At 65.5% G+C, this 24,621-nt stretch carries 19 protein-coding genes and 1 tRNA gene; 10 read left to right on the forward strand and 10 right to left on the reverse strand.

The genetic code is table 11. The features are described 5' to 3' along the window. Complete coding sequence (locus N4264_RS00160) at nt 1–687, reverse strand: alpha/beta hydrolase (RefSeq protein WP_261695065.1); 687 nt, start codon at nt 685–687, stop codon at nt 1–3. A gap of 188 nt (nt 688–875) precedes the next feature. On the opposite strand from N4264_RS00160, the gene N4264_RS00165 reads away from it, so the two are divergent. Beyond that, nucleotides 876–2,846, forward strand: coding sequence for a reprolysin-like metallopeptidase (locus N4264_RS00165; protein WP_261695066.1), 1,971 nt, complete (start codon nt 876–878; stop codon nt 2,844–2,846). Between the two features lie 331 nt (nt 2,847–3,177). On the opposite strand, the gene N4264_RS00170 is transcribed toward N4264_RS00165, so the two are convergent. Continuing rightward, entirely contained in the window at nt 3,178–3,720 is a 543-nt protein-coding gene (locus N4264_RS00170; protein WP_261695067.1) for a hypothetical protein, read from the reverse strand. Nucleotides 3,721–3,872: 152 nt separating this feature from the next. Then, entirely contained in the window at nt 3,873–4,289 is a 417-nt protein-coding gene (locus N4264_RS00175; protein WP_261695068.1) for a hypothetical protein, read from the reverse strand. 324 nt (nt 4,290–4,613) lie between these two features. Between N4264_RS00175 and N4264_RS00180 the strand changes: the two genes are divergently transcribed. Beyond that, nucleotides 4,614–5,105 carry a hypothetical protein gene (locus N4264_RS00180; protein ID WP_261695069.1) on the forward strand — a complete coding sequence of 164 codons (492 nt, stop codon included), beginning with the start codon at nt 4,614–4,616 and terminating at the stop codon, nt 5,103–5,105. A gap of 29 nt (nt 5,106–5,134) precedes the next feature. On the opposite strand, the gene N4264_RS00185 is transcribed toward N4264_RS00180, so the two are convergent. Continuing rightward, nucleotides 5,135–7,411: a tetratricopeptide repeat protein gene (locus N4264_RS00185; RefSeq protein ID WP_261695070.1), complete on the reverse strand. Its 2,277-nt coding sequence runs from the start codon at nt 7,409–7,411 to the stop codon at nt 5,135–5,137. Nucleotides 7,412–7,822: 411 nt separating this feature from the next. On the opposite strand from N4264_RS00185, the gene N4264_RS00190 reads away from it, so the two are divergent. Continuing rightward, nucleotides 7,823–8,455: an acyl carrier protein phosphodiesterase gene (locus N4264_RS00190; protein ID WP_261695071.1), complete on the forward strand. Its 633-nt coding sequence runs from the start codon at nt 7,823–7,825 to the stop codon at nt 8,453–8,455. Between the two features lie 94 nt (nt 8,456–8,549). Here the strand turns inward: N4264_RS00190 and N4264_RS00195 are convergent, their stop codons facing one another. Then, nucleotides 8,550–9,068 (reverse strand): c-type cytochrome, encoded by a 519-nt coding sequence (locus tag N4264_RS00195; RefSeq protein ID WP_261697707.1) that lies wholly within the window; start codon nt 9,066–9,068, stop codon nt 8,550–8,552. A gap of 216 nt (nt 9,069–9,284) precedes the next feature. Between N4264_RS00195 and N4264_RS00200 the strand changes: the two genes are divergently transcribed. The 3 genes from N4264_RS00200 to N4264_RS00210 all read left to right on the forward strand — a co-directional run bounded on the left by N4264_RS00200 (nt 9,285) and on the right by N4264_RS00210 (nt 10,756). Beyond that, a tRNA-Arg gene (locus tag N4264_RS00200) sits at nt 9,285–9,361 on the forward strand. 129 nt (nt 9,362–9,490) lie between these two features. Beyond that, the gene (locus N4264_RS00205; protein WP_261695072.1) at nt 9,491–10,543 is read left to right on the forward strand and encodes a hypothetical protein; all 1,053 of its coding nucleotides are present in this window, start codon (nt 9,491–9,493) and stop codon (nt 10,541–10,543) included. A 36-nt stretch (nt 10,544–10,579) separates the two neighbouring features. Continuing rightward, a complete protein-coding gene (locus N4264_RS00210; protein WP_261695073.1) occupies nt 10,580–10,756 on the forward strand; it encodes a hypothetical protein in 177 nt (58 codons plus the stop codon). A 682-nt stretch (nt 10,757–11,438) separates the two neighbouring features. Here N4264_RS00210 and N4264_RS00215 read toward each other — a convergent pair. Next, complete coding sequence (locus N4264_RS00215) at nt 11,439–11,813, reverse strand: hypothetical protein (protein WP_261695074.1); 375 nt, start codon at nt 11,811–11,813, stop codon at nt 11,439–11,441. 162 nt (nt 11,814–11,975) lie between these two features. On the opposite strand from N4264_RS00215, the gene N4264_RS00220 reads away from it, so the two are divergent. The 4 genes from N4264_RS00220 (at nt 11,976) to N4264_RS00235 (ending at nt 16,142) form a co-directional block, all read left to right on the forward strand. Continuing rightward, a complete protein-coding gene (locus N4264_RS00220; RefSeq protein ID WP_261695075.1) occupies nt 11,976–12,401 on the forward strand; it encodes a GNAT family N-acetyltransferase in 426 nt (141 codons plus the stop codon). 133 nt (nt 12,402–12,534) lie between these two features. Next, the gene (locus N4264_RS00225; protein ID WP_261695076.1) at nt 12,535–13,953 is read left to right on the forward strand and encodes an alpha-amylase family protein; all 1,419 of its coding nucleotides are present in this window, start codon (nt 12,535–12,537) and stop codon (nt 13,951–13,953) included. A gap of 77 nt (nt 13,954–14,030) precedes the next feature. Continuing rightward, a complete protein-coding gene (glk, locus tag N4264_RS00230; protein ID WP_261695077.1) occupies nt 14,031–15,014 on the forward strand; it encodes a glucokinase in 984 nt (327 codons plus the stop codon). Between the two features lie 63 nt (nt 15,015–15,077). Then, nucleotides 15,078–16,142 carry a LacI family DNA-binding transcriptional regulator gene (locus tag N4264_RS00235; protein WP_261695078.1) on the forward strand — a complete coding sequence of 355 codons (1,065 nt, stop codon included), beginning with the start codon at nt 15,078–15,080 and terminating at the stop codon, nt 16,140–16,142. On the opposite strand, the gene N4264_RS00240 is transcribed toward N4264_RS00235, so the two are convergent. The 4 genes from N4264_RS00240 to N4264_RS00255 all read right to left on the reverse strand — a co-directional run bounded on the left by N4264_RS00240 (nt 16,078) and on the right by N4264_RS00255 (nt 24,511). Next, on the reverse strand, nt 16,078–17,754 hold the full coding sequence (locus N4264_RS00240) for an alpha-amylase family glycosyl hydrolase (RefSeq protein ID WP_261695079.1): 1,677 nt from the start codon (nt 17,752–17,754) through the stop codon (nt 16,078–16,080). The two genes, N4264_RS00235 and N4264_RS00240, sit on opposite strands and share 65 nt — an antisense overlap. After that, nucleotides 17,738–19,249, reverse strand: coding sequence for an MFS transporter (locus N4264_RS00245; RefSeq protein WP_261695080.1), 1,512 nt, complete (start codon nt 19,247–19,249; stop codon nt 17,738–17,740). The genes N4264_RS00240 and N4264_RS00245 overlap by 17 nt, the downstream gene beginning before the upstream one ends. 112 nt (nt 19,250–19,361) lie before the next feature. Beyond that, nucleotides 19,362–22,112: a TonB-dependent receptor gene (locus tag N4264_RS00250; RefSeq protein WP_261695081.1), complete on the reverse strand. Its 2,751-nt coding sequence runs from the start codon at nt 22,110–22,112 to the stop codon at nt 19,362–19,364. A 263-nt stretch (nt 22,113–22,375) separates the two neighbouring features. Further along, nucleotides 22,376–24,511 (reverse strand): TonB-dependent receptor plug domain-containing protein, encoded by a 2,136-nt coding sequence (locus N4264_RS00255; RefSeq protein ID WP_261695082.1) that lies wholly within the window; start codon nt 24,509–24,511, stop codon nt 22,376–22,378. Nucleotides 24,512–24,621 lie beyond the last annotated feature (110 nt).

Here is a 24,621-nt window from a genome sequence, read left to right on the forward strand (position 1 = left end):
TCAGGCCAGTCGTTCGGGCGGGAGGTTCGCCTGCACGGCATGCTTGACCGCGCCGCGCAGGTCCATCAGGCGGCGGTGAAAGTAGTGGCTGGTGTCCGGCATGCGGATCAGCTGCGGCGGACGCTCCAGTCCTTCGATCCACTGGTAGACCGCATTCGGATCGACCACTTCGTCCGCTTCGCCCTGCACCACCAGCCAGGGGCAATCGGGCAGGTCGATGGATTCGAAGGCCCAGCGGCCCACCGGCGGCGCGATCTGGATCAGCTGGGCGACGTCCAGCGATTTCGCCGCACGCAGCGCCACGTAACTGCCGAAGGAAAAGCCGGCCAGCCACACTGCATCGTGCGGGCGTTGCTGGCGCACCCAGGCAGCGACGGCGCGCAGGTCGTCCGTCTCGCCCCGCCCTTCGTCGTAACTGCCCTGCGACGCACCGACCCCGCGGAAATTGAAGCGCACCACCGCAAGCCCCAGCTCGGCCAGGGCGCGTGACAGCATCGTCACGACCTTGTTGTGCAGCGTTCCGCCGTGCAACGGGTGCGGATGGCAGACGATCGCCGTGCCGGCGCGGCCGGCGCCCTCGGGCAGCTCCACCACGACTTCCAGGTTGCCGGCCGGCCCGGCCAGCGTGAGCGCGGAAGCAGTTTCGGGAAAGGCGGGCGACGGGGAAGCGGGCTGGGCGGTAGTCATCCGCTCATTGTAGCCGGGGGTGCCGGGCGAGGCGAAACCGTCGACTGCGTCCGCAGATTACGAAAAGTTAGCGCACGCATCCGCTGGTAGACGGTATGGTTGCCGGTATCCCCGTCATACAGTGCATGAGCGGCTTCGCGCCCCGTGTCGGCGCCCCCGTGCTCACGATTTTCCCAGGAGTTTCCCCCATGTTCCGACCCCCTTATTTCGCCGGCTCCCTCGGCCTGTTGCTGCTTGCCAGCGTTCCGGCAACGGCCCTCGCCGCCGGTGATTCGCGCGACCTCTGGACGGACGTGGCGCCGCGCACGATGGCCCATTCCACCAAGGCCGAACCGGTGCGCACCCTGCAGCTGGATGTCGCCACGCTGCGCCGTTATGTCGCCGACCAGGTCAAGCGCGGCCAGCCGCTCGCCATTCCCACGCCGGAAGGCCAGTTCAGCGAATTCACGCTCGAGGATGCCGGCACGATGCCGCCGGAACTCGCGGCCCGGTTTCCGGACATCATCAGCCTGATGGGGACTGATGCGAAGGGCAACGCCGTGCGCGTCAACCTGTCGCCGCTGGGTTTTGAAGCGATGGTGTTCGATCGCGAAGGCGGCGCCTGGGTGGTCGAGCCGGAACAGATCAACCAGGAATCCAGTGCCTACCGCAGCTTCCGGCGCGCCGACGTCCACACCTCGTCGGACTTCCGCTGCGCGGTGCACGGCGCACAGCGCAAACCGTCGCTGCTGGCACCGGAATCGGCACCGGCCCCCATGACGCAGACCGGCAACAACCTGCGCACGATGCGCATCGCCATTGCCGCGACGGGCGAATACACCGCCGAATTCGGCGGCACCGTTGCCGGTGGCCTGGCGGCCATCAATACGGCGCTCAATCGCATCAATCAGGTGTACCAGAACGAATTCAGCGTACGCATGACGCTGGTCGCCAACAACAGCTCCATCGTCTACATCAACAGCGCCACCGACCCCTACACCGATGACGATCCGGACGCGCTGATCAGCCAGAACCAGTCCAACATCGACAGCGTCATCGGCTCGTCGAACTACGATGTCGGCCACGTGTTCAGCACGGGCGGCGGCGGCCTGGCCGGACTTGGCGTCATCTGCTCCAGCGGCGCCAAGGCGCGCGGCGTCACGGGCAGCTCCAATCCAGTCGGCGATCCGTTCTACATTGACTATGTCGCGCACGAACTCGGTCATCAGTTCGACGGCGACCACACATTCAACTCGGAAACATCCAACTGCGGCGGTGGCAATCGCGAGTCCACGGCTGCGTATGAGCCGGGCAGCGGCTCGACCATCATGGCTTACGCCGGCATCTGCGGAAGCGATGATCTGCAGCCCAATTCCGATCCCTATTTCCACGCCAGGAGCATCGAACAGATTCACGCCAAGCTCACCGCCACCAGCTGCGGCTCGCTCAGCGTCAATCCCAACGCCGCGCCTGTCGTCACGCCGCTCACCACGTCCTACGCCATCCCGGCGAAGACACCTTTCATGCTGACGGCCAGCGCCACCGACGCCAACGGCGACAGCCTGACCTACGACTGGGAGGAATACGACCTGGGCGGCTCGACGGCAGTCAATGTGGACAACGGAACAAGTCCCATCCTGCGCTCGTTCAGCCCGACGACGAGCGGCACGCGCGTCTTCCCGAAGCTTTCGGCCCTGCTGAGCAATACGTCCATCAAGGGCGAACTGCTGCCGCAAACCGCACGCAGCCAGCTCAAGTTCCGTGTCACGGTGCGTGACAACCGTTCCGGCGGCGGGCGTTCCACCAGTGCCGACATGCCGGCCATCCAGGTCGTCTCCAACGGTCCATTCGCTGTCACCGCGCCCAACACCGCGGTCACCTGGAGCACCGGCAGCAGCGCCACCGTGACCTGGAACACCGCCGGCACGACCAGTGCGCCGGTTTCGTGTTCCGCCGTCGATATCACGCTGTCCCAGGACGGCGGCAACACCTTCCCCATCGTCCTTGCCGCAAACGTGGCGAACAATGGCAGCGCCGGTTTCACCGTGCCCGCCGGCAGTGCCACCACGCAGGCGCGCGTACGCGTGATGTGCCGCAACAACATCTTCTTCGATATCTCCAACGTGAACTTCACGATCACGGGCTCGTCGGATCAGATCTTCAAGAACGGCTTCCAGTGATCGCGTCGTAGTACAGCCTGCCTGGCGGAGCATGCAGCGTGCTCCGCCGGCATGCGCCGGGGCGATTATTCGTTCTGGTAGAACACAAACCCTTCGGGAAAAATGGATCCGCCAGGGGCGCCAGGCGCGCTCTACGAGCTCCACCTCGAAACGGGAACCGCGTCCTGCCGTTGTTTCCCTCCGTGTCAGGTAGCACCGGAGGGAAGTTCCACACCCTTGCTCAATCAGGCACGTTCAAGGTACTGCTCTTCTGGAGCCAGGTCGTGGATCAGCCAATCCGGCAGGCCCAGCAACTGCACACAATCGCCGACGTGAATCGCGTCCGCCACGGTCACATCCCCAGCAGACGCTGCCACCACGATTTGGTCGGCGGCGACGAGGATCTGGCCGGCTGCAGCACGAAGTCGGAGTTCGCCCGCGCCACCTCGTACACGGCCTTGCCGTGCACCGCACCGGCTTCCTGCGGATCCAGCAGCACCCCCTGGGTGACGTCGGCCAGTGCGGCGGCGCCATAACACTGCAGCAGCAACGACACATCGTCGCGCCCGGCACCGGTGGTGAAGAAAAATTCGATCCTGGCCGACGTGAGTTTGCGGTCCAGATCGGCGTCGCTCCCCTTGCGCATGCGACTGACGTCATCGGCATCTACGGGTGACATCTCGACGGCGAAGCTCGCCGGCTGAGCGCTCCAGGCGGCAGCCACGAGCGGCGGCCCGATCACGCACGTCGCTGGCGGCGTGGATTCGTCGACCGCATCCAGCGCAAAACCGGGCGGCAGGGTGCAGGACACGCCCACTTCGCGCAGGCGCTCCACCCAGGCGGATTGCACTTGTTGGTCGAAACGATCGACAAGCACGAACAGGTCGAAACTCATGACTTCCCCGGCGGCGACGAGTAGGGACGAACAATCCACAGCCTAGCAGCTTGCCCGTCCACTGCCGAACTGCGCGCGCAAAGAAGACACCCGGCTCACGCCGGGCGCTTCCCTGGTCGACCTTCACCGCCCTGCACGGCGGGCGACAAACGTCAGCGTCGACCATCCCCTTCCTGTTCGTAGATTGCCCGCCGCTCGGCCTCGTATTCATCGATGCGGTAGCGCTCGCGCAATTCCAGGTCCGCGTTGAGGGCGCCGATTGCCTGGCGCTGGCTGAAGGTGGGATCGGACGGTGCGATCTGCATGTACGGCGGCCCCTTGTAGGGCGACAGCTGGCACCAGGTCACGCTCTGCAGTGACCAGCCCCAGCTCTGGCGCAGGGCGATGGCCTGCTGCAGGCTGGTATTGCACGCCGAAACGGTCGGGCCCGACACGCCGGCGCCCTGTCCGGAATTGAACCAGGCCTGGCCAACGTAGATCGGCGTGGTGCCGCCGCCGATCGGCACCGCCTGCGCGGCAGTGGTCGCCACAAGAGCCAGCACGAGGGCGGTGAAGGTCGTACGCAACATGAAGTTCTCCTGGATGGTGGTGGATGTACCCCCGACGCGGCGGGGCGTCCCTCACGCTAGTCCCGGCACACCGTCGCGGCGAGGAAATTGGCGGGCCAAACCGGTCCGGCGCGGGCGGGCCATGGCAGGAATTTCGCGCAAGCAGCGGACACAGGCGCTGTTTTTCCAGATCGGAAAACCGCTTGCGCGGGCGGTTTTCCACGTCTGTCAGTTGGCATCAAATCAACCACTTGGCGGAATTCGTTCCCAATTCAGCCCTATCTGGCGATAGCGCGGCGCACGGCCGGCGCTAGGATCGGACTCACCTGCCCGGGAAGTGCCGCCATGAAACGCCTGCTGTCTGTTCTCGTGACCTTGCTGTGTGTGAGCGCATCCGCGTCGGCGCACGACGCGTTGCCGACGAGCAACTGGTGTGTACCAGGACGCGTGGTCTCGATGGGCCCGTTCGCCTTCTCCGCGGACGCCATCCGTGCCTATGCCAGCTGCCTGCGCAGCGGTCTGTGCATCGACCGTGCTGCATCGACCACGGTGTCGCCGCGTGGCGGTGGCGACGGTGGCTGCACCACGCAAAGCTGCGGCGAGTTCGACGACGACTACGGCGCCGCCCGCCGGATGGCCACCCACTACTGCGCCATTTACGCGCTGCCCTGGCAGCGCGGCCACGTACCGGACTGGGGCACCGTCGTGCCGGACGTGCGCTCGCCCCCGTATTTCACCGACGGTACGCACCACCAGGCCTATTCCGCCGCGGCGGGCCTCGGCGGCATCTGCGCACGGTGCGAGGATCCGGTCGTCATCGGTTTCCCAACCGACTGATACCGTCACACCGCGGACATACGCTCTGTCTACGTCAACAAGGCGCGGCGTCGCAGGTCGGCCTGGATGGTCTCGACCTGTTGCTTGAGCTGCTCGCGCTGCGCAGGTTCCAGCCGGCACTCGGCCAGCACGTAGTAGGCCGTCCGCAGTACTTCGCGCCAACGCGGCTGGCGCGGCAGCTTGGCCAGGCTCAGGTAGCGCTCGAGCGCGCGCACGCGCAAGCGGCCGTTGTCGATGGTGATGCGCCAGGCGCGGCTCTTCTCAGCCAGGTCAATGGTGGTCTTGCCGGTGCTTTGTTCCCAGGCCGCCACGGTACTGAGCATCAGGTCGACCAGATCGCGACGGAAGATGTCCTCCTCCTCGCGACGCGACGCCGGACGCGCCGCATCCAGCGCATCGGCCGCATGCTCGACAGTCCGCAATGCCGCTTCCGCTCCCGCTTCGTTCGCCGCCAGCGCCGCCGACAGGCTCGCGCTGGCGGCTTCCAGGCGCTGGTGACCATCGATCACCACCGGCGGCTCCGCGGCGTCATCGGCCGACAAGGTGATCGTCGCCGCACCGCCAAGAACCGTCAGCGGCGCGATACGCATGTCGTAGCAGCGTGGTACGGCGCCGGCCCGCACGGTGACCGTCAGATCACGCGCCGCGTCGGCTTCATCAATGCCCGCCAGTGCCGCGTCAAAGGCGTCCTCATTGGCGGGATCAAGCAGCTGCCGGAACGACGCTCCGACCAGCGCGCCATCCGGTCGCGCCAGCGCCGCGGTCGCCGCCGCATTGGCCGCCACCACATCGCCGCGCGCGTCCACCGCGACCACTGGCGCGGCGTGCCGGTCCAGCAAGGCCTGGACCCAGCGCGCATCCCCTTCCAGCGCTGCCGCCGCCCGGCGGTAGTGTTCCAGTTCCGCTGACAACCGCGCCTCCCGCTCCGCCGCGGCAATGCGTGAACGCTCGCGCGTGCGCCGCACGCCCAGGGCGACCAACGCGAATCCCGCCAATGCCGACACCGCGACCAAACCCAGCTGCGTGTTGCGCTGGCGCAGGCTCAGCGCGGTCAACCGGTGTTCTGCGGCCAGGTGTTCCAGTGCGCGATCCTTTTCCGCCACTTCAAACTGCACGCGCAACGCCGTGAGCCGTTGGTCATGCGCACGTTCGCGCTGCGCGCGTTCGGCCGCGTGGAATTCCCGGAAACGGCGAAGCGCCGTTGCCGCATCGCCCCGTCCGGCAGCGGCATCGGCATTCAATTCCAGCAATGCCACGCGCTCGGGCGCATCGGCCTCCAGGCGCGGCAGAACCTCCGCCAGAACGGCTTCCGCCTCGTCGGCGGCGTTGCGCGTCAACGCCTCGCGGGCTTGCTGGAGGGCGAGATCCGCCGGCACGGGGATATCCAGCGCCGTGACCAGGGCGCGCCCCTCCGCGAGCGACGCCTGCGCCGCCGCGGTGTCGTTCCGGTCCAAGGCCAGGCGCGCAAGCCGCGCCGCCAGGCGCAGCTGGTGCGCCCGCGCGCCGGCCTCCACGAAGATGGACTGCGCGCGCCGGAAAGCGTCGCCCGCTGCCGCCAGATCCTGGCGGTCCAGTGCCAGCGTGCCCAGGCTTTCCAGCGTATGCGCCACGTCCACCGTGCGGCCTTCCTGTTCGTGGATAGCCAGTGCTTCCGCGTAGCTGGCGTGGGCCGCGGCGAAGTCATCGAGATTGCGCTGCAGGTCACCGATATTGTTGAGCAGCGCGCCCAATTGCTTTTCCTGGCGCTGGCGCTTGAGAGAAAGGCTCGCGGTATAGGCTTCCAGTGCTTCCCGGTAACGCCCCGCCATGCGCAGGGCGTTACCCAGGTCGTTGCGACTCTGTCCCTCGGCCGTGGTATCGGCCTGTTGCTTGGCCAGTGCCAGCGCATGCTGGAAATGCGTCAGCGCCGTGGTCGCATCGTGCTGCCGGTAGGCGAGGATGCCGCGCCGCCGGGCGAGGCGGTAATCGTGCATCCAGCGCGTGCCGGCCGGCAGCAGCGCAACGCGGTCGAGCGTGCGGGTCGCCGCCGCGAAATCGCCGCTCGCCAGCTCCGCGTCACTTTGTCGGAACAGCATTTCCTCGTGAGTTTCCGGATCGGCGGCCGGCGTCACGGCGAGTGCCGCGTCAGTGCAGGCGGGAATCGCCTCGGCCGGGCTCTGGGACAGCTTCCGGCATCGCTCCACCGCGTCGACGTCGCCGGCCTCGACGCCTGTCCACGGCCAGAGCAGCCCCGCCATGATCCAGCGGGTGACGCCGGCAGTGATTGTCTTTCTTGCATGCTGTTGCCGCGACTGCGCCGCATCCACGGTTTCTCACCTCAGCAAGGGCCTGCACGCGCTCGCCGCCGCCACGGCCGGGCACGGTCACGCCCACCGCAAAAACCCGCCGGCACCGACCCGAGCGTCGCATCGGCCAGGCGGGCCTGCAACCGTCCCTGCCCCCGTCGCCGCGCTTACGTCTGTCGCGGCGTCAACGCCCAACGGTTCTAGCCGATTTGCACCGGGACACGGCCGCAACTGGCCAAAGGTGTTCGCCTTGGGAAGGCCGCACCCAAATCCGTTTCGTCACGGCGGACCGGACACCGCGTCCACCGTGTTGGCACGACGGGGTCGATCGGGTGATTGATGGCGTCTTGTGGATGATTCGAGCGCTCTGGCTCGGTCGGCCCGCACCCGGGATTCCCGTCGCGCGCCGCGGGGTTGCGGTAGGCTGCCGGCATGAACCTGCTCGCCCATGCATTGATCGCCGGCGCCAATCCGGATCACGTCATCGGCAGCGTCATGGGCGATTTCGTCCATGGCGTCCTGCCGACCAGTCTTCCACCCGCCGTCCTCGACGGCGTGCGGCTGCACCGCGCCGTCGACAGCTATACAGATTCACATCCAATCATTGTGAATCTTCGCACACAGTTCCAACCACCCTTCCGCCGCTTCTCGGGGATGCTGGTGGATGTCTGGTTCGACCACCTGCTGTCGCGCGACTTCACCCGCTGGGATGCCAGGCCGCTGGATGCCTATTGCGACCAGCTGCACGCCCTCTTCGACACCCACGCCGAACGCCTGCCGGCCGACATGTGGCGATTCATCCGCTTCATGCGCGAATACGGGCTGCCGGCCGGCTACCGGGAGCGCCCGGCCATCGGCGAGGTCTACCAGCGCATGGCGCGGCGTTTCTCCCGGCCGACGCCGCTGGCGCAGGCAATGCCGGTGATGGAGTCGCTCGACCAGCCACTCGAAGACGCCTTCAACGCCTTCTTCCCCGAACTGACCGCCTTCGCCGCCGACTGGCTCGCCCGGCAATCGAAGTCCGCCGCACCGGCCGAGGCCCGGGAAACCAGTGCCAACCGTTGAATCGTCCCTCCCCTCCGACCCGACGGCCGCCCTGCCCGACCCAAACGAAAACGCCGCCCGAAGGCGGCGTTCTGAATCGGGACGGCGAAGACCGTTACCTGGACTGGTCGATCATCCAGAGCACGGTGGCCTTGACCTGCTCGTCGTTGAGCGAGGGGTTGCCGCCGCGCGCCGGCATCATGCCCTTCGTGCCGGTATAGCCTTCGATGGCGTGCTTGATCACGACATCCGTACCCTGGGCGATGCGCGGGCCCCAGTCGGCCTTGTCGCCCATCTTCGGCGCGCCGCTGACACCGGCCGTATGGCAGGCGCCGCAGAGATTGTCGTAGATCGTCTTGCCGTCGGTGGTGCCACCGTAGGCAACCTGGGCCGCCGCGGCCTTCTTGCGGGCTTCCTCGGCGGCGAGCATGGCCGCACGGCCGGTTTCACCGGCGTAGGAATCGCCCACCGGCGCCAGCCGCTGCGCGACGACTTCCTGGGCCTTGGGGTTGGTCGCGGCCGGGTTCTTGCCGTAGATGTACACGGCGATGGCGATAAATACCGCGGCCAGGAGCGCCAGCACGCCGATCAGCATGGAGAAGCGCTTGAGAAATTCGAGGTCAGTCTTGGTAATCGGGCTGCTCACGGAACACCTTGATCTAGCGGCGGCTGGCCGGAGAGCGTCCGGCACGGAGAAAAAGACGGGCAAGTATAACGGCCGACCCCGGGTCGGGAAAGATTGGGGCTTGGCCAGCGGGTATGGCCCCGGCTATGATGCGCGGCGGTCCGGGCCATCTGCGCCCGACCTGATCCCGTGGTCTGGCGCCCACTTAGCGCCAAATCCCGATACGCGCCCGTAGCTCAGCTGGATAGAGTACCGCCCTCCGAAGGCGGTGGTCGGGGGTTCGAATCCCTCCGGGCGCGCCAATCTCTCCTTCCGGGACACTTGCCCGGCGGCACCACTGGCCTGGTCGGGCCTTTACGGTGACCGTCGCGCACGCGGCCGTTCTCACTCATACAGATCGTCGCGTCGTTTCACTCTCATGGAATGGTGCGATGACTGACACCGACGAGAGCACGCTCGTCCTGCTGACTGAAATTCCCGGCGCCCGCCTGAAAACGTTGCCGGAGAACGAACTGAGCGCCGCCGAAGGCGCGTTGCGCCGGGCCCTGGCATTCCTGGCCGCCCTGGGGTGCGACTATTTTCGTGCCGACGAAACCGTTCCCCGCCTGATCCAGGAAAAGTCATCTGCTGAATGGCAGGCCATGCTCGATATTCTCCACACGGTCGGAGCCGTCGATCAGGCCCGCGCGCTGGCGCAAGCTCGCCACATCGCGGGCGTCACAAACGCCGACAGCCATTCGCGACGGGCCGCACGCGTCGCCGCGATGTCCGAATCGACACTCGACACGTTCCGGGCGTACGCCTTTGACGCGATGGCTGATTTCGAGGCGGTTCTGATGGCCCATGTACGCCGGAACAGTGCCGCTTTCGGCGACTGGTCCACCGTGTCCGCGCTCTTGCAGAATGCCAGCGGGCCCGCCGAGCTTATGCCTGGCTATCGGCGCGCCCACGAATGGAACGCAGGAGGCCGCACAGTCCTTTTCCTGGACTACGACGTAGAGGGACGCATGGCCTGGCAGGTACAGGGCGAGCGCGACGGCAGCGTGCTGGTGGCCTGCGAGTTCGACCGCTGCGACCACTGGTGGCGCCCCCGCACCGCGCACTTGCCAACCGAGGCCGTGGCGGTGCGAAAACACGCAGATCGCTGCTCCGTCCAGCTGGCCTATCGCGTCACCTCGCGTGAGCAGCTCGACCAGCTGTGGTCGCGCACGTCGCACCACGACGGTATTGCCCGCGCCTGCGCGCCGGCCGATGCCGACCCCGTCGCGCTGTTGAACGCTACAGCCATGCATTTCCACCCGTCTAGTGCGGACGCGTTTGCGCACCGGTTTGGTTGGCTGTACTGGCAGGAGTACGGCGGCGGCGCCGACGAGCATACGGCGATCTTCCTTGCACGGACATCGGAGCTGGCGGAATACGTCTATTCACAAGCGCGGGAACTGGCAATATCGAAGACACCATGGATTACCGTCGTCCGTCGTTAGCCAGCGTGTCCAGAGCGCGGCAGGGAGAAGACCACGGTGCTGGACTTCGTACGCCACCATGGTTGGGTCTATGGCCAGGAATACGGCGGCGGACCTGATGAACATGTCGCCCTGTTTGCCTCATCCGATCCGGCAGTTGTTGAACGCGTTCACCGCTATGCCGAATATCGGGCGAGACAGGATCCGAACTGGCATCTGCTGTGGCGGCGCTGATGGAGGCCGCTTCGTCGCAAGCCCTTTTTTCACCCGCAATTGCGCACACCGGGTACGGCCCGACGGGGCCGCACACATCACCGGCGCTCGCGAAACCTACGCCTTTTGGATGGCGTCAGATCATCTCCCATTCCGCAGTTGTCCCGCCTGTTCCATCCGACGGAATAGATGCCGGTAAACTCGTGGGCCAGGCAGTGAGGACTGCGGGCCAGAACCAACGGCCACCCAAAACCGTCGTAGAGTTTTTCGAAATGCGGTCGGCTACCGTCAGCGATACCTGAGTAGGCGATGAAGAAGCAGCTCCACCTGCGCCATTCGGCCGCGTTCTGCGCTACGCACGCGGCCCGCGTGGCGTCTGCCAATTCAGCGCGCGCTATCGACTTGGACATGGCCGATATTCCTCGACATCGCAACGCTGGCATCGCAACAGACAGCGCCAACACCCACACGACAAACCCGAGGCAGATCCACCGCGCAACCGCCCATCGCGTCATGACCCTTCACCCAGGCCGGCTGTTGAGAGCGATATCGTCGAATCCGCCATCGTCCTCGCGGCCGGTTCCCGGGAGGTACACTCCGTAAAAAGTAAACGTCGCGCACTGCGCGACCACTCGAACGGTCTCTTGGCAAGTCCGGCAAACGATCCGCGCTTCATGAAGTGCATGGCGTCTTGCTTCCATCTCTACCGCAGAACAATGTCATCGCCCGCGCCACAGTTGTCGGTACGATCCGGACCATTGGAATAGAGGCCGATCGTCGCTCCACCGCGACAGGCCAAGCCTGGCGTGAAGTGAATCGGCGTATCAAACGCATCAAGGAGCGGATTGATTCCGCTTCTTCGGGCCGCCGGTTCTGTCACTCGATAGATGGCGCATGACCAATACCCCAGGCGTCCGGCGGAGGTCTCGCAGCCTTCCAGCGTCATCGCGATCTTGGCCAGTTGCGCGCGCGTTGTGGCTATCGGTGACGGACCGCAACGCCAGACAATGCTGTTCAGTACTAAGGCCGCGATAACAATGCTCAGCACGAGCGAGCAAAAGCGCTCCAGCAGCGGCATGCGTTTCGGTGAATCACTCACAAGGTACGCACCGGCTGGAGTCGGCCACGTGTGATCCTCAAGTGCGCCGAAAAGTTTCCGGAGTTGGTCCGACAAAGTCTCCCGCTTGCCAGGATTCGCCTGCACGCTCAGACTTTTCCACCGGGCCGGAGACCATGCCGCATGATGATTCGAACCGCCACGCCGGATGACGCCGAAGGACTTGCACCGCTGCTTGGCGAGTTGGGCTATCCGTCTGATCCTTCTTCAGTCGCCCTCCGGATGACACGACTCCGGCAGGACCTTCGCGCCGTCGTTCTCGTCGCCGAAACGGCAGGAAACCTCGTCGGCGTGGCCACTGCCCACGTGCGCGATTCGCTCAATCATGACGAACCCGCCGCGCAACTCACCCTGCTCGTCGTTGACAGCCGGGTTCGCGGCAGCGGTGTGGGCCAGGCCCTGGTATCGGCGGGAATGGACTGGGCCAGGACGCAGGGTGCCCGACGGCTCACCGTGAACACGGCCGTGCACCGCGAGGCCGCACACCGGTTCTACGAAAACCGCGGCTTCACCCTGAGCGGACGCCGCTACGCGATCGCACTCGATTAGTGCGACAGGGCCCGCACTCGGCGGATGAATACGATTGCAATCCGCTATCGGCCGGCGATGCGTATTTCTACACTTCGCCAGCCCTGACGGCATACGCTGCGTCAGCGCATCCACTGTGCTGCGGGAGCAGGCCATGCAACGCGTCGTAGCGAAGGCGGCCCGGGCCGTCATGCGTCTGGTTTATCTCGTTTTCCTCGGAGTAGTGCTGGGCGTTCCGTCGGCGCGTGCCGATGTCATGCTCCATGCCTTCAACTGGCGCTACGCCGATATCGGCACGCAGGCGCAGACCATCCGCGACAACGGCTATCGCATCGTGCTGGTCTCGCCGCCACTGCGCTCGGAGGGCGCGGCCTGGTGGGGGCGCTACCAGCCGCAGGACTATCGCGTCATCGACAATCCGCTGGGCAATACCGAATCGTTCCGCACAATGATCGACCAGCTTGGCGCGAAAGGGGTCCGCGTCTATGCGGATATCGTGCTCAACCACATGGCGAACGAGGCGGCGACGCGCATCGACCTGGATTACCCGGGGCGCCGCATCCTGGATATCTATCGCGCCAACCCCGCCTATTTCAGCGCGAACCGGCTGTTCGGCGACCTGCGGTTCAATTTCCTGTCGCAGTGGGATTTCCATGAGGCGCGCTGCATCGCCGACTACTCGAACACCTTCCAGGTGCAGAACTGGCGGCTGTGCATGGGCGCCGGCGACGTCGGTCTTCCGGATCTGACCGACAATGACTGGGTGGTCAGCCAGCAGCGCGCGTATCTGCAGGCATTGAAGGCGCTCGGCGTGACGGGCTTTCGCATTGATGCGGCCAAGCACATGTCCGCCACGCAGATCGCCCGCATCTTCACGACGGACGTCACCAGCGGCATGCACGTATTCGGCGAGGTGATCACTTCCGCCGGCGAAGGCAACGACGAGTATCGGCTGTTCCTGAAGCCGTACCTGCAGAACACGAACCACGGCGCCTATGATTTCCCGCTGCACGGTGCGTTGCGCCGTGCCTTTTCACCTGCCGGGTCAATGAGCGAACTGGTGGATCCCCTGTCCACCGGGCAGGCACTGCTTCCCGCACGGGCGATCACGTTCACGGTGACGCACGATATCCCGAACAACAGCATTTTCCGCTTCATGTTGCTCGATCCCACCGACGAGACGCTGGCCTACGCCTATGTGCTGGGCCGCGACGGCGGTGTTCCGCTGGTGTATTCGGACCACAACGAAAGCGGCGACAACCGCTGGGTCGATGCGTACCGGCGCGCCGATCTCACGGCCATGATCGGTTTCCACAACCAGCTGCAGGGCCATGACATGCAGGTGCTTTCGCACGGCGCGTGTCATCTGATTTTCCGGCGCGGCAGCCGTGGTATCGTCGCCATCAACAAGTGCGGCCAGGCTCAGGAAGCCGCCGTGTCCATGCACAACAGCGTGCTGTGGTGGCACTCGCCCTATCGCGATGTGGTGACGGGCAGCAGCCTGACCATCGATCGGGCCGACTTCCGTTTCCAGCTGCCGCCGCGCTCGGCACGTTTGTGGATCCGACAATGAGCGATCGCGCCAGCGACGATGCAACGGCTGCTAAAGTGGACAGTGGCTGCGCGGCGCCACATTCACTCTTTCACGAAATGTCGACGAAATCTCAACCGGACAACGAGGGTGGCTGCGATCTGGTCGCCGATATCGGCGGCACGAACGCGCGATTCGCGCTCAGCCGGCAAGAGCAAGGCAAGCGTGTTCTCTTGGAAGTCCAGTCGCTGCCGGGTGCCGCATTTGACAGCCTGGAGGCGGCCGTCCGCCATTACCTGGCGTCGGTGCGCGCGCAGCCCACGCGCGCGGCGATCGCCGTCGCCTGCCCGGCGGACAAGGACGACATCCAGTTCACCAATTCCGCCTGGTCGTTCAACCGGCGGCAATTGCAGCGTTCGCTGCATTTGCAGCAACTGGAGATCCTCAACGATTTCGGTGCCGTCGCCCGCGCCGTCCCGCAGCTGGCACCGTCCGACGTGGTCACGCTCCACGGCACGCTGTCGCCGCTGCGGGGGCCGGTGACGGTGCTGGGGCCTGGAACAGGGCTCGGCGTCGCCCAGTTGGTCGGCAGCAGCGCGCAAGGCTGGGCCGTGGTGGAAACCGAAGGCGGCCACGCCGGCTTTGCCCCCATCGACGAGGAGGACCGGCGCATCGCGGCCTGGCTGTCCGAACGCGTCGGGCGGGTTTCCAACGAGCGCATCCTCTGTGGAAACGGCTTGTCGCAGGTCCATGCGGCCCTGCGCGGCGATGCGGACCTTACCGATCCCGCCCGGATCGTCGCCGCTGCCCTGGCGGGCGATCCGGACTCGGCGAAAACACTACAGCGATTCTGCGCCATCCTCGGCAGCGCGGCCGGCGACGCGGTGCTGCTGCAGGGCGCCCGCACCCTGGTGATTGCAGGCGGCATCGTGCCCCGTTTCGTGGAATTTCTGCGCCAGAGCCCCTTCCACGCGCGATTCCTGGCCAAGGGACGGCTCGCGGCGTATCTGGCGGACGTGGCCATCCACGTCGTCGTGCACCCGTCGCCAGGCCTGCTCGGGGCCGCGCTGGCCTTGCCTGACCGGACGATCGACTTGCCCTGACACGCGGTGCTTCCGCCGGCGCCGGTCTGCCCCGCAGAATAGGGGATCAGCTGGCGGGGGTGTATGAAAGGCAAGGCCACTTCCTTCGATATCGCGTACCGGGCCGGTGTATCGCAGGCAACCGTGTCGCGCGCCCTGCGTGGCAGTCCACTGGTGAATGAGGAAACCCGCCGGCGTATCGAAGCCATAGCGCGAGAGCTGCATTACACGGTCGACAAGAACGCATCGAACCTGCGCCGGCAGCGCTCCGGCACCCTGGCGCTGCTGCTGTTCGAAGATCCCACCTCCGACGGCTCGCTGATCAACCCCTTCTTTTTGTCGATGCTCGGCGCCATCACCCGCGCCAGCGCACGCCAGGGGCATGACCTGCTGATTTCTTTCCAGCAGCTTTCCCACGACTGGCATGCGGACTACCACGACAGCCACAAGGCAGACGGGCTGATCCTGCTCGGTTACGGCGACTACCTGGCCTCCCGCGGCAAGCTGGAACGCCTGGAGGAACAGGGCACGCCGTTTGTGCGCTGGGGCGCGGTGGATGACGGCCAGCCCGGCATCGCGATCGGCTGCGACAACGCCGGGGGAGGCCGGGCGATCACGGAGCATCTGCTGCGGCTGGGACGCCGTCGCATTGCTTTCCTCGGCGATGCATCACCCCATTGTCCAGAGTTTCTCGACCGGTATCGTGGCCATTGCGCCGCGCTGGCAGCGGCGGGGCAGACATCCGACCAGGCCCTCCAGATCGATGCCGCCGACTCGACCGAAGAGGTCGGCTACACGGCGACGCTGGGCTTGCTCGATGCCGGGACGGCCTTCGATGCGATCTTCGCGGCCAGTGACCTGCTGGCGATCGGCGCCATGCGTGCGCTGGGCGAACGGGGCCGCCGCGTACCCGACGAGATCGCCGTTGTCGGCTTCGACGACATCCCCCTGGCCCGCCTGGCCAGCCCACCGCTGACCACGCTGCTGCAGGACACGAAGATCGCCGGTGAAATGCTGGTGGATACTCTGCTGCGCCAGATCCGCGGGGAAACCGTGCACAACCAGGTACTGCCGGCGCAGCTGGTCATCCGCCGTTCCTGCGGAACCGGTCGAGCGGCCGAAGACGGGCCACCAGATCCGGCTGCGTGACCGGCCCGTCGTGCACGAACACCGCGACCCCGTGGGCGGGCACCGTGGCCTGCAACGCTTCGCCTGCGTCCACCTGCTGCGTCGCCGCCCCCAGGACGTCCCGCCATTGCCCTGGCTCCAACGCCTCGGACACCCGGAAGGCCGCCGCCGCATCGCCCTTGTTCAACAGCACCAGCGCGATCTGTGCGGTGCCGCCCTGCTGGTAGACGCGATAGAACGCCGCGCGGTCGCCGGCAAGTTCCAGAGTGACCTGCAACCCTTTCTGTAGCGCCGGCAGCTCCCGGCGCACGGCGCCGATGCGGGAAAGCTGCTGCTGGATGGGGTGTCGCACCGCTTCCGCGATGCGCGCTTTCCCGAAGTAGTTGCGATTGCCCGCGTGTTCGGGCCGGCCGCGCATGAAGCCGATCTCCGAACCGTAGTAGATCACCGGAATGCCGCGCGCCGTGAACAACCAGTGGTGCGCATCAATGAAGCCCTCGTCCGTGGCGTCCAGGCGCGCCATGTCGTGGTTGTCGTAGAAGGTCATCAGTTCGTAGGGATTGCGGTAGACCGCATCCTCCAGGTGCAGCGCCGGCGCCAGGATCTCGAAACCACGGCCCTTTCCAAACACCTCGACCAGGCGGTCCTTGAGCGGGAAGTCCAGTACCGACATCGCCCCGCCTTCCGGATGCGTGTACGCCGCAATAGCCTCGGCCTTCGAATCGAACACCTCGCCAAACAGGAAGAATCCCGGATGCCGTTCGCGGATCCGGTTCGAGAACGCCTGCCAGAACGCCGGCGGCATGTGCCGCACCGTGTCGATGCGGAACGCTCCGGCGCCCTCGTCGATCCACTTCAGGTACGCACCGACCAGGTAGTCGAGTACCACGGGCGAGGAATCGTCGAAGTTGGATAACTGCACCAGGTCACGCTCGGCGTGGAAAAAGCGATGCAACGGCTGGCGCGGATCGAGTTGTTCGGGCGGCAGGTTCTGGTGATCGGCGACCAGTTGCCCGGATGCATCGTAGATTTCGCCGAACTTGGGCTGGTCTGTCGGCATCGTGTACGACGGCGAGCCGTGATTGGCGACGATGTCCAGCACCGTGACGAGGCCGTTGTCGCGCAAGGCTGCCGTCAGCGCACGGAAATCCATCCCCGGGCTCGGCAGGTGCTCGTCAAGCGCATAGAAATTCACGCCCCAGTAGCCGTGATATCCCGCCTTGCCCCGGTCGGTGAGGAAGCTGCCCCAGCGCACGGGGTCACCGCCGGTGAAGGCCTCGTCCGGGTTGTCCACGATGGGCGTGAGCCAGACGGCACCAAATCCCATGTCGCGGATATAGCCGGCGTGATCGGCCAGTCCCTTGAAGTCACCGCCGAGGTAGCCGATGTTGTCCGATTCACCGTCCGGACCGGAAACGGGAATATCAAACGTGCGGTTTACGCCGCCCTGTTCACGGTGATCATTGGCCGGGTCGCCATTGACGAACCGGTCAGTCACGACGAAGTACACGGCGTTCGCCGCAAACGGTTCATCCGTGCCGACATAGACGTCACGGGATACCGGTGCGGCGGCGCACCCGGCGAGCAGGCCGGCCACGACCAGGGGCAATCGCCGGCTAGTGCGCCAGGCCATGGGCCATCGTCTCCCTTCGCGTCGCGCCAATCCGCAGCATGCTCAAAGCCGCCACCACCAGGCTGACACCGCCCAGCGTCAGCGCGTGGATCGGCGCGCCGCCGAACAGGCTCTTGAGGGCAAACCCCAGCACGGTGGCGGCCACCAGCTGCGGTATCACAATAAAGAAATTGAAGATTCCCATGTACACGCCCATCTTCCGCGCCGGCAGGTGATCGGACAGTAGTGCGTAGGGCAGCGACAGGATCGAAGCCCAGGCCACGCCGATGCCCATCATCGGTACCAGCAGCCAGGTTGGCTCGGGAATCAGTCCGATCGACAGGAACGATGCCGCACCCACCAGCAGATTGACCGCATGAGCGCCGCGCGCACCGATCCGCCGGGCCAGCGGGGGAATGGCCATCGCCGCCAGCATCGCAAAGCCGTTGTAGGCGGCGAACAGCACGCCCACCCAATTGGCACCCTCGTTGTATGCCGGCGACCGCGCGTCCGTCGCTCCGAAGTGCACCTGCGCAACGGCGGCGGTGGTGTAGATCCACATGGCGAACAGGGCAAACCAGGAAAAGAACTGCACCACCGCGAGGCGGCGCATGATGTCGGGCATGTCGCGCAGGTCCGCCAGGATGGTTGCGACCATGCCGGACGAACGGCGGCGCGCCAGGACGCCGACCAGCGCGCCGTACAGCAACAGGCCGGCGCCCAGCAAATAGAGCTGGCGATCCAGTCCAAAACGGTACACCGCCGTGCACGTCGCGGCCCCTGACAGCAGCCACGGCCAGGCGCGCGGCAAGGTCGATGCCGGTCGCGACAGTGACGCGGGCAGCACCGGGTCACTCGCGTCCAGCGCCTCGGGCGTCGCCTCGCGCGTCCGCAGCACAGTCCAGCCGACGGCACCCACGAGCACGGCGGCGCCGAGATAAAAGGCGTAGCGCACCGCATCCGGAACGACGCCCGCCGGCGCCGTGTTGGCCACTCCGGCATGGGCCAGGAACCATGGCAGGGCACTGGCGACGACGGCGCCCGCGCCGATGAAGAAACTCTGCATGGAAAAGCCCGCTGCACGCTGCGCCGGGGGCATCTGGTCGCCGACGAAGGCACGGAACGGTTCCATCGCAACATTGATGGCTGCGTCGAGTACCCAGAGCAAGCCAGCCGCGACCCACAGCGTGGGCGAGTTGGGCATCGCGATCAGGGCCAGGGAGGCGACCAGGGCGCCAGCCAGAAAGTAGGGACGCCGGCGGCCCAGCCGTGTCCAGGTGCGGTCGGAAAAGTAGCCGATCACCGGCTGTACCAGCAGGCCGGTCAGCGGCGCGGCGATCCACAGGGCTGGCACATCGTCGATGGAGGCACCGAGGGTCTGGAAGATCCGGCTGACATTGGCGTTCTGCAACGCAAAACCGAACTGGATCCCCAGGAATCCGAAACACATGTTCCAGATCTGCCAGAACGTCAGCGACGGGCGCTGTATCCGCGTCGACGCGGGGTTCTGCTCCATGACCGGCTTCCTCCTGGGCGGGCGGCGTGCTGCGGCGTCTGTTCGTGGTGCGGCAAGGATTGCAGCTTGCGGCGGTGCCGGCGGCCGCGCAAGGGCGGCCGCCGGCCAGCGATCAGAACTTCGCGGCGAACTGCAGGCCGTAAGTCCGCGGCGTGTTGAGATAGCGCAGGTTGACCGAATCGTTGATAAAGCCCTTGCCGGAATAGGCCTTGTCGGTCACGTTGGCAATGTAGGCGGACAGCCGGAACTGGTCGTCATCGCCCATCGTCATGCCCGCGGAAAGGTTGAATACCGCAAAGGCGTCGACGCGATCGGAAAGGGCCAGTCCATTGGCCGCCGGGCCGATCTGCGCCGGATTCGAACCGTTGTTCACCGGCATCTGCGCCAGCGGAATCTCGATCACCTGGCCGTTGGCATCGCGACCGAAACCGCGGTTGTTGAAGGCCGTGAGGTAATAGTCCGAGCGATACAGCATGTTCATCGTCCAGTCGATGCTGTGCACGGCGCCCCACTCCACGTCGATGATCTGGCTCAGCACCAGATTCACGTTGTGCGTGGAGGTATTGGGCAGGCGGTTGCCTCCGATCGGCACGATGAGGTTCTGGCCGCCGGCACGCGTGTCGAGAATCGAGGAATCCTTGAACTGGCTGTCGAGGTAGTTGTAGTTGAGCGATACGTCAAAGCCATGCGCCAGCTTGATACCGGCCTCGATTTCAAGGCCGAGCACCTCCGCGTTCGCCGCGTTGTCGCTGAAGACCTGCAGTGTGGTCGCCGCCGGGTTCGTCGGCGTGGGGCTCGGAATCGCGATCAGGTTCTGCACGACCTTGTTCTGATAGTCGTAATAGAACAGCGAACCATTCAGGCGTACCGGGCGGCCGTTCCAGTTGAAATCGTTCTTGCTGCCGACCTCGTAGACCAGCAGCTCCTCCGGTTTCCAGGTGCGCGCCAGGACGGTACCGTCGCCCAGTACCAGCGGACGATTGATGCCGCCCGAACGCGTACCTGTGGAGATCGTGCCGTAGAGCATGGAACGGTCGGCGATGTCGTACTCGAACCCGGCACGCCAGTCGACGAAGTTATCTTTATACACATTCGCACTTCTGCCGTCGGGATAGTCGGACCGGATGATCAGCTCGATCTGGTCGCGGTAGCGCGCCAGGAAGTCATCCCAGTTGTCCTGGGTGCCGAAGCGCGCGATGCCGTCGAGGAAGTAGTCGATGGAATGGTTGCTGCCGCCATTGCAGGTCAACGCAGCGGGGCTCCAGCCCGAGCAGATGCGCGGATCATTGAGCAGCCGGCCACCCGGATCACGCAGCTGGAATCCGGATGAACCAAGGATCAGCCCCGTCGTATAGGGATTGGTCGTGAGATTCGGATCCAGCCCGAACTGCGCGAACAGTTCCTCGGGGATCACGAACTGGTACTTCATGTTGGATTCGCGCGCTGTCTTCTTGTCGTCCGTGTAGCGCAGGCCGCCGATGAAGCGCAGGTCATCGTTCCACTTGAACGTGAAGTCGCCGTAGGCCGCATTGGACCTCACGCGCGAATCGTCGCCGCGATTTTCACCACCCAGTCCATCCTGCCAGCCGCAGATGGTGCCGGGTCGATACCAGTCGCAATCGCCGAAATAGCCATTGCCCACGTCCCACGACAGATAGTCGAACTTCTCGCCGAAGAAGAAGCCGCCCGCCGACCAGATCAACCGGTCGGTTTCGCCGAAGAATCGCAGCTCATTGATGCTGGAGCTGGATTTCTCGGCCTGGTAGAACGTGTCGTACCAGGCCAGCCGTTCGGGATTGTGATACGCCTCGCGTTCGGATCCGGGATAGACGAAGCCCAGCTGCCATTCGCGCGACGCATTGCGGTTGTAGAAATCGTATTCGCGCCAGGAGCCGTTGTACTCGACCGAGAACCGGTCGAAGGACCAGGTCAGGGTTCCGGCCACGCCCTTGATGTCGTTCGCCGTCAGGCCTTCCGTCCGGAAATACTGCCGGTACGGGTCATCCAGATCGTCGATGTCATAGCCTGCCGCCAGCGCACGGTTGGCGAAGACGCCCGGGTCTCCGCTGCCGTTCTCTTCGACGCGATCAACCATCAGGTTGGCGGAGAAGGACTCAGTGGGCTGCCACAGCACGGACACCCGCGCCGCCTGGTTGTCGATCGCACCCGGTGGTTCAAAATGCGATGGATAACCGTTGGTGTAGTACGAATCGTGCTTGTCCGAGTACAGGGCGGCGCGCACGGCCAGCGTTTCGCCCAGCGGCAGGTTGACGACGCCTTCCTGCGTCTGCGCGTTGTAGTCGCCAAATCCGATCTTCACGCTGCCGCCGAACTGGCCGAGTTCCGGCAGGTTCGGAATGATGTTGATCGAGCCGCCGGTGGCGTTGCGTCCACGCACGGTGCCCTGGGGCCCCTTGTTCACTTCGATGCGTTCCACGTCGAAGAACATCGGCCCGATCGAACGCGGGCGCGGCAGGTAGATACCGTTGTAGTACGTCGCGATAGACGGATCAGAGGAGAAATCCGAGTCGGCCGCGCCAATGCCACGCAGGAAGATCTCGTACTTGCCTTCCTGGCGCGTGATCTGCAGGCCAGGCACGACCGCCTGGAGATTGGTGAAATCCGTGTTGACGCCCAGACGTTCGATATCCTCGCCCGTGAAGCTCTGGATCGTACCGGCGTACTCCTGGATGCTCTGCACGCGGCGGTTCGCCGTGACATTCACGCTTTCGAGCACCTGCGTGTCTGCCGCTTCGGCCGCGTCAGCCGCCGTGGTCGACACGTCCGCCGCGCACGCCATTCCGGCCACGCCGTAACCTGCCGCTGCCAGCGCAAGACTCAGCAGGTTTCGCTTCAGTTGCATGCTTCTCTCCCGGATGACATCGCAGTCGGGGCGGGATGCTAAGGCCGGAAATCCCGGTCGCACAGGGATTTGCATACGTATTCATGCGTGCCATCGGCCATCGTGGTGAATTTGTCGCCATGTGCGACTGCAACATCGCAACGGGCGAACACCGTCGTCCGCTGTCGCCGGGGGCGTGCTGCGCCGCGACGACGCGCAGCCCTCTGCCCCGCCGTGACGGCAGGGGCTGAATACGTTTTCACAGAGCCCGCGGAACGCGGATGTCAGAGTTTTCGTTCGAAGCTGAGCCTGATGCCGCTGCTGCCATCGCTCAGTTCTTCCTGCGAGCGCGTGGCCCGGGCGTCCTGGTGCCAGGTGGTGATGCTCTCGGGCTGTTGCAGCACATCCGATAGCGCGAGGCGCCATTGGGTACGTTCATCCGATTTCCACAGCGCGTAGATATCCAGACGTCGCTTCAGTCGCGTACGCCGGCTCACCGCCAGGTCGGTGTAGCTGAACTGGCTGCCTTCGATGCTGAAGTCCGCACCGACTGAAAACGCCGCTGTCGCACGCCAGTCGAAACCCACGCTGCCGCTCACCGGCGTCTGCGACGTCAGGCGGTTGTAGGGCGGCGGCAAGGCGTCGACCGTCGACCAGTTGCGCGTGGCGTTGCCCCGCAGGGCGATCTCCGGGCCAGCGGGCCACCAATGCCGCAACGGGATCTTCACCTCGACCGTCACACCGCGCGTGCGCGCGCTGCCGCTGTTGATGGGCATGGTGAGCCACACCCCGTCGCGTTCGAATACCGGATGCGTCGTGACATCGTCGATGCGCCGGAGGTAGCCGCTGATGCTCCACAGCCCGTCGTCACCGATGTAGTGCTCGTAGGCAACATCCAGGCCCCACGCCTTTTCCGGCCGCAGGGCCGGGTTGCCCTCTTCGTCGGGATTGGCCGGGCCATTGTTATTGTTGGACGGATAGCGCCGCGGGACCAGATTGCGCGGCTGCGGCGTCGTGTACGTGCGCGCGACGCCGATGCGGACCTGGTCCGTGTCATTGCCCGGCCGTTTCCAGACCAGCTGGCCGATCGGGCTGAGCACATCGGCATGACGGCGGGTGGTTTCGATGGTGCGGCCGGACACTGCCGATCGCCATCCTTCCCAGCGCAGGCCGAGATAGGACTGCCAGTCGGGCGTGATCTGCCATTCATCCTGGCCGTAGAACGCAAGCCAGGTCATGTCCGCGCGGAAGTCTTCGTCGATCGTGTCGAGCAGAACGCCCTCGCCGCTCCGGTCGTGCTGCAGCCGGCTTTCCGTGCGGCGCGTGCGGGCGAGATCCCATCCGGCTCCCAGATTGTGCTGGTCGCCCAGGCTGAGGCGATATTTGCCGGTGCTGAAGGTGCCCGTGTCCGTGACGCCGGAAATCACGTTTCGGTCGAGCAACAGCTGCGAAGAAGCATCGTAGCCCAGGAAATTGAGACGGGTATCGCGGTGTGCGGTGTTGAATCCCGCATTGACGTCCAGCGTGGCGCCTTCGCCGATCGGTCGGGTCCAGGTCACGTCGCTGCGCGTCGAGCGGCTGCCGGAGTCCGTGTTGCGCTGGTTGACGGGGTACATCGTCGGCCTGCCCTGCAGGGTCTGCTCGTGCATCTGGCGCTGCCAGAGGTCGTCGGTTTGCTGGAGCAGTGTCTGCCAGGCGACCGAACCGCCACCGGGCAGCTTCCAGGTGAATCGGGGCGCAAGGTTCAGCCGTCGGCTGTCGCTGTCGATGCGGTCGCGCGTGTGGCGCAGCCGGGTCGGTTTTCCCGTCTTGTCCCAGGCACGATCGATGCGCCAGCCCTCCGGCTGATTGCGTGTCTTGAGGGCGGTGCCGGTCACGCTGTAGGAGAAGTCCTCGTATTTGTCCGCTATCGCCAGCGTCAGGTCCGGATACCAGGGGCCACTGTCCTGGCCCAGGCCGACCTTCAAGGTCTGCTCGCTGCTGCGCAATTGCCGGCGTAGCACGATATTGATCGTGCCCGCGACGGCCCGCGTGCTGTACTCGGCAACGGCCGCGGGAAGAATCTCGATGCGTTCGATCAGGTCCGGCGCAATCGACTCGAGGGCAAAGTCCGGCGGCGTCGGATTGCCGTCGAGCAGGATCTGCGTATAGCGCCCGCCCAGTCCCCGAAGCCGCACGCCATTGGCAGTGACCGTGATGCCCGGCTGGCGTCGCAGTACATCCAGCAGGGTGTTGTCGCCGTACCTGGCAATGTCATCGCGCGATACGACGACACGACGGGTCGAATCCACCTTGCGCATCTGCAGGCGCGTCGGCGCCTTTACTCCGATTGCGCCCAGCGGCGTGGCCTCGGCCGGCTTCGGCGCTGCTGAACCCGCCTTGTCCGCCGCGTGCGCCACGGGCAGCAAGCTGCAGATCACGACCACCACGCTTCCACCACGAGCGCGGCGTCGCGCCCCGCCCGGGCGTCCACGCCCTTTCCCCCGATCCTTCACGCCATCCCCCTGAAAATCCGACGCCGGACGGATAC

The sequence above is a fragment of the Tahibacter amnicola genome (assembly GCF_025398735.1).
GTDB lineage: Bacteria > Pseudomonadota > Gammaproteobacteria > Xanthomonadales > Rhodanobacteraceae > Tahibacter > Tahibacter amnicola.